This is a genomic window from Halanaerobium congolense (assembly GCF_004366375.1).
Classification (GTDB): domain Bacteria; phylum Bacillota; class Halanaerobiia; order Halanaerobiales; family Halanaerobiaceae; genus Halanaerobium; species Halanaerobium congolense.
Genome location: NZ_SOEF01000074.1, coordinates 1 through 3,165 on the forward strand (window position 1 = coordinate 1; position 3,165 = coordinate 3,165).

Annotated in this window: 3 protein-coding genes and 1 pseudogene; all 4 read left to right on the top strand. The window is 33.1% G+C overall.

Annotated features, from left to right (window positions below):
• Positions 1 to 286: 286 nt before the first annotated feature.
• Entirely contained in the window at positions 287 to 1,528 is a 1,242-nt protein-coding gene (locus tag C7954_RS13400) for an aminotransferase class I/II-fold pyridoxal phosphate-dependent enzyme (protein WP_134060302.1), read from the top strand.
• Positions 1,529 to 1,911: 383 nt separating this feature from the next.
• Complete coding sequence (locus tag C7954_RS13405; RefSeq protein WP_089721066.1) at positions 1,912 to 2,484, top strand: 2-oxoacid:acceptor oxidoreductase family protein; 573 nt, start codon at positions 1,912 to 1,914, stop codon at positions 2,482 to 2,484.
• Positions 2,477 to 2,779, top strand: coding sequence for a 4Fe-4S binding protein (locus tag C7954_RS13410; RefSeq protein WP_134060304.1), 303 nt, complete (start codon positions 2,477 to 2,479; stop codon positions 2,777 to 2,779). The genes C7954_RS13405 and C7954_RS13410 overlap by 8 nt, the downstream gene beginning before the upstream one ends.
• A gap of 15 nt (positions 2,780 to 2,794) precedes the next feature.
• A pseudogene (porA, locus tag C7954_RS13415) lies at positions 2,795 to 3,165 on the top strand (pyruvate ferredoxin oxidoreductase); the annotation flags it as partial.

The window sequence follows — 3,165 nt, forward strand, 5'->3', positions numbered from 1 at the left end:
ACAAAAGCAGAGAAAAAAGATATGATAGAAGAAATTCAGGCAGAAGTAGACCACCGCTGGGAAAAGCTTCTAGTTAAGTGTGGAGAAAAGTAAAATTATAGTTTTAATAGGGTGAAGCTAAATTTCGCTTAAATTTTAAAAAACAAAGTGTTATAATTATTACAAATTGTTAGAATAAATTATAACATTATGTTATAAAATGCTTTGTCATTATAAAATAAAAGACTGCTGGAGCCACACCAGCAGTCTATTTTTTGATTTAAAATTAAGATTTTAAAAAAAGAAGGTGATTAATATATTTAATTCTTTAAAAGAAATTGATGAATTGCTGGACAAACATAATAATTATAGAAATAATTGTCTTAATTTAATTGCTTCAGAAAATTACATAAATCCTGTCATTGGCGAATATCTAAATTCTGATTTAGTTGGAAGATATGGCTGTTATGAGGGTTTAGAGGGAGAAGAACGCGAGTACACAGGTAATAAATACATAAAAGAAATTGAAACTAAAACTCAAGATCTTGTTAAAGATATATTTAAGGCCAAATATTGTGATTTGCGACCAATTGGGGGCCATATTGCTGGAGTTGCGACAGTTTTAGCTTTAACTGATCCTGATGATTTAATTATGGAAGTTGTATTAGAAAACTGGGGTCATGGTTTGATTGAACCAATGGCAGATACAGTAGGACATTTTGATAGAGTGTTTAACGTCGAAGCTATACCATATAAAGAGAATCAAACTATAGACACTGCAAAATTTATTAAAGAAATAGAAGAAAAAAAGCCTAAATTAATTATCCTTGGAAGCTCTGGTATGCTCTTCCCGGAAGCTGTTGAAAAGATAGCTGAAGCAGCAAATGACGTTGGAGCATATTTAATCCATGATTCCTCTCATATCAGTGGTTTAATTGCAGGAGGAGTTTTCCCAAACCCTTTAGAACAGGGAGCTGATGCGGTATTTTGCAGTACTCATAAATCATTCCCTGGTCCTCAAGGGGGTATTATTCTTTCTAATTCAAAAGAGATTATGCTTAAGGTAAATGAAGTCATACCAAGCCTCGTAACCAGTCATCATATTAATCGATTGCCCGCTCTTGCTGCAGCTATTTTGGAGATGAAAAAATTTGGAGATAAGTACGGCAAACAAATAATCCAAAACTCTAAAGCTCTTGCTGAAGAGCTTGATAACAAAGGTTTTAATGTACTTGCTAAAGAAAGAGGATTCACCGAAAGTCATTTAATCTTAATGGATGTTAGTGAGTTTGGTGGCAGCTATAAAGCTGCAAGAATGCTAGAAAAAAGCCAGATCCTAAGCTCTGATGATTTTGGAGGTCCAGATCGTGAAATTAGAATTGGAACAGCGGAAATAACCCGCAGAGGTATGAAAGAAAAAGATATGAAAAAAATAGCCGATTTTTTTGAAAGAGTACTGATAAATCAGGAAGATGAGCTAAGTGTTATAGATGATTTAAAAAATTATTTGATAAAATTTGATAATAACTTATACTGTATAGAAAAATAAAAGATTTATATTTCAGACAAGTAAAAATAATTTAACAACGGCAATTTATGTTTACATAACTTTAGAATATTTTATTCAATAAAAAGCTATTAACTCTATTATTCACCTATTTTCTCTATTTTATTTAGGTGTAAACTATTCTTTACTTAGTTATAAAAAATAGAGTTAATTTTAAAGAAAAGATAAAAAATAATTTAAAAATAGAACTATCTTTATCCAATTATTATTTAAAACATCAATATCAGTCTTGAATTAAAACAAAAACAAAAAATAATAGGAAAATTAAATTATTTTAAATTATTTTAAGTTTCGGCATAGAATATGCATAATAATATAGGTAAAGGATAAATTTTAAACAACCCCAGAAAGGAAGTGTAAGAGATATGATGCAGATCAGATGGCATGGTAGAGGCGGCCAGGGAGCTAAGACAGCTTCTCTGCTTTTAGCAGACGCGGCATTTTCTACCGGCAAATATGTACAGGGTTTCCCAGAGTACGGACCAGAAAGAATGGGAGCTCCAATCACAGCATACAACAGAATAAGCGATGACAAAATAAGAGTACACTCCAATATCTACAAACCAGATTATGTTGTAGTAGTAGATGAGACACTTTTAGAAAGTGTAAATGTTACAGCAGGTTTGAAAGAAGAGGGAGCAATAGTTGTTAATACAGCTAAAGATGGAGAAAAGATCAGAAAGAAACTTAAAGGATATAAAGGAGACCTATTTACTGTAGACGCAAGAGAGATTTCAATGGCTACAATAGGTAGATATTTTCCTAATACACCAATGCTTTCAGCACTGGTAAAAGTTGCAGGAATTATGGATGAAGAAGATTTTGTAACTGAAATGGAAAAATTATTTAAAAAGAAGTTTGCTTCTAAACCAGAGGTAATAGATGGTAACGTAGCAGCAGTAAAAAAAGCGTTAAAAGAGGTGAACGCACATGGCTAAAGAAATGAATGAAACAATGACCTGGAAAGAGCTTACAGCTGGAGGAACAATTCATACAGCAGGAAATGCAGAAAACTTTAACACAGGTGACTGGAGAGTAAACAAGCCAATCTTTAAAGAAGATAAATGTATACAGTGTCTGCTTTGTGCACCAGTATGTCCTGACACATCAATTCCAGTAAAAGACGGAAAAAGATTGGAATTTGATTATGATCACTGTAAAGGATGCGCAATTTGTGCAGAAGTATGTCCTGTAGATGCAATAGAAATGATTCCAGAAGGACAAGATGAATAAGGAGGGAGAGATCAAATGAGTATTAGAGAAAAACTATCAGGAAATGAAGCAGCAGCAACAGCATTACGCCAGATGAATCCAGATGTAATGGCTGCATTTCCAATAACACCATCAACAGAAATACCACAGTATTTTTCTAAATATGTATCAGATGGAAGAGTAGATACAGAATTTGTACCAGTAGAATCTGAGCACAGTGCAATGTCAGCCTGTATCGGATCACAGGCTGCAGGAGCAAGAACAGTAACAGCAACATCTGCTAATGGACTTGCTTTAATGGTAGAAGAATTATATATAGCATCATCATCAAGACTACCAATAATTTTATCAGTAGTAAATAGAGCTTTATCAGGCCCAATTAACATCAATGCAGACCACAGTGATTC

Excerpts from the sequence above, each read along its gene's own strand:
- C7954_RS13405 (WP_089721066.1), top strand. The coding sequence starts at position 1,912 with ATGATGCAGATCAGATGGCATGGTAGAGGCGGCCAGGGAGCTAAGACA.
- C7954_RS13410 (WP_134060304.1), top strand. The coding sequence starts at position 2,477 with ATGGCTAAAGAAATGAATGAAACAATGACCTGGAAAGAGCTTACAGCT.